The 2,586-nt window shown below is 62.8% G+C and carries 1 protein-coding gene and 1 pseudogene; one reads left to right on the forward strand and one right to left on the reverse strand.

The features are described 5' to 3' along the window. Positions 1–195, forward strand: a pseudogene (locus tag ADADOO_RS13415) (MFS transporter); the annotation flags it as partial. A gap of 63 nt (positions 196–258) precedes the next feature. Here the strand turns inward: ADADOO_RS13415 and ADADOO_RS13420 are convergent. After that, positions 259–2,586, reverse strand: a 2,328-nt coding sequence (locus tag ADADOO_RS13420; RefSeq protein ID WP_511278008.1) for an ATP-binding protein, incomplete at its 5' end; no start/stop codon positions are given.

Genomic DNA, 2,586 nt, shown 5'->3' on the forward strand with positions numbered 1-2,586 from the left:
GCCACGGCGCCGGCCGATTTGCGCGGCACGGCTTTCGGTTTTTTCAATCTGCTCAGCGGGCTGGCGATGTTGCTGGCCAGCCTCTGCGCCGGCTGGCTGTGGGATGTCTACGGCGCTGCGTTTACCTTTTATGCCGGGGCGGTCTTCTGTTTGCTCACCTTGCTCTTGCTGGCCTGGCGCCGAACACCGGGGTGAAGCGTTTTGCCGTGGGCTACGGTCAACCGGAAAAAATGCCCAAAAATGAAATACGGCGGCCCGTCAGCTCCTGGCGACGGCCAGCCACTTGGCCAGCGTTTCGTAGAGAATTTCCGGGATGACCGGCTTGGCGATGAAGTCGCTCATGCCGGCGCCGATGCAGCGTTCCCGATCTTCATCGAAGGCGTTGGCGGTCATGGCGATAATCGGCGTCCACGCCCGTTCCGGCATCTTGCGGATGATGGCGGTGGCTTCCAGGCCGCCCATCACCGGCATCTGCATGTCCATCAGGATCAGCGCGTAATTCATGCTGGCTGCCTTGGCCACGCCCTGCCGGCCGTTTTCGGCGATGTCGACGTGCAGGCCGGTTTCTTTGAGTAGTTCGCAAGTCAGTTCCTGGTTGATCGGGTCGTCCTCGACGAGCAGGATGCGCGCCCCGGCATGGTGGCGGGCGATGGCTTTTTCCGGGGGCGAGGACATAGCGGGCGTTTTCCGGTGCATCTCCTCCCCCTGTTCCAGGCGTGCCGTGAACCAGAAGGTGCTGCCGACGCCGACCTGGCTGGTGAAGCCGGTTTCGCCGCCCATGAGCTGGGCCAGACGCTGGGTAATCGCCAGGCCGAGCCCGGTGCCGCCATATTTACGTGTCGTTGAAGCGTCAACCTGCTTGAAGGCCTGGAATAACTGCTTGTGGCTTTCGGGCGGGATTCCGATGCCGGTATCCTTGACTTCGAAGCGGACCAGCAGTTGCGCTCCCCGCTGCTCGATGCGACGGGCGCTCAGCGTGATGCCGCCCTGATCGGTAAATTTGACGGCGTTGCTGGCGAAATTGAGCAAGGCCTGGCGCAACCGGGTGGCGTCGCCGCGCAGCATGGCGGGCACCGTGCCGTAGTCGACCGTGACGGTCAGCCCCTTGGCACTGGCCGATTCGGCAATGATTGAACGGACGTGATCGATGATGCCGCTGAGCGGGAAGCTGGCTTGTTCGAGCACCAGTTGTCCGGCTTCGATCTTTGAAATGTCGAGAATGTCGTTGATGATCGACAGCAGGTGCTTGCCGGCCCCTTCGATCTTGGCCAGGCGGTTCGCTTGTTCCGGCAGCAAGGGCGTCTTGCCGAGCAAATAGAGGTAGCCGAGGATGGCGTTCATCGGCGTCCGGATTTCATGGCTCATATTGGCCAAAAAGGTGCTCTTCGCCACGTTGGCGGCATCGGCAATTTCCTTGGCGTCCTGCCAGGCGGCGGCCGCCGCCTTTTGCGCCGAGATGTCGGTAAAGGTGGCGATCATCCCCTCGTCGATCAACTGGCCGCCGATGAGCAGGGTCAATTCCCGGCCGTCTCGCGTCGTTACCCGATACTCCAGACTGTCGAGGGCGCCGGCGGTCGTGCTCGCCCGTTCGATGGCCGATTGCCAGGTTTGCATCACCCAGGTGCGATAGACCGGATCGGGATAGGCGCGCACCCACCAGGCATCGAGGTTGGGAATTTCCTCGCGGCGATAGCCGAACAACTCAACGAAACGTCGGTTGATCTGGGCGATTTCCTCGCCCCTGACATAGGAGAGGGCGACCGGCGCGGCGTCGAAAAGGAGGCGGAAATGCTGGTCCCGTTCCGTCTGGAGCGCGGCCTCCTTGGCCTCCAGCAGCGCCTGCTCGGTCTCCCGGCGCTCAGTGATGTCGCGGGACAGCACCATGACATGGCCGCGGCCATCGGCTTCCGCTGCCTTGCGTGTGGCCGAGAGCTCGAACCAGTGCGTTTTGTCGCCCAGTTGCAGGCTGATCGTCCGACCGTAATCGCTGCCCTGTTCGATGGCGGCAGCTATCGCGGCCATCGCCGTGCGGGCGGCGTCGGCCGGCAGAATCTCGTCGACCCGCTTGCCGATGAGGCCTTCCTTCGGGCTGGCGAGCAACGCCTCCTGGTTGGCAAAGACATCGATGTAGCGGCCGTCGGCATCCAGTTCGAAGAGCAGATCGGGGATCGCGCGCAGCGTCGCGGCCAGGTTTTCCTGGGTCTTCTGGGTGATCTGATGCGCCTTGTGCAAATCCTGCAAGGCTTGTTTGAGCGTCGACGTCTTGGCCATCACCTGGCGGCGCAGCGTCAGGTTCCAGGCGGCCAGCAGGCCGCTGAGCAGCAGGGCGGCGAGAACGCCCCAGCCCAGATAGCGGCCATAGGCGCCGAGATTGAGCGGCGTGCCAAACCATTTTTTACGAAGCGCGGCCTCTTCGTTGGGGCTGATCGCTTGCGCGCCTTGCTCGATGACCTTGAGCGTCTCGAGATTGCCCTTGCGAACGGCGCGGTGGAATTGCCCCTGGTACAGCACAAAGGCCTTGAGAAAGCTGCTCTCGGCCTTGGCCTTGTAGAGATAGAAATTGCCCGGTGGCTCGTCGAGGCAGAA

The organism is Azonexus sp. (assembly GCF_036170495.1).
Lineage (GTDB): Bacteria > Pseudomonadota > Gammaproteobacteria > Burkholderiales > Rhodocyclaceae > Azonexus.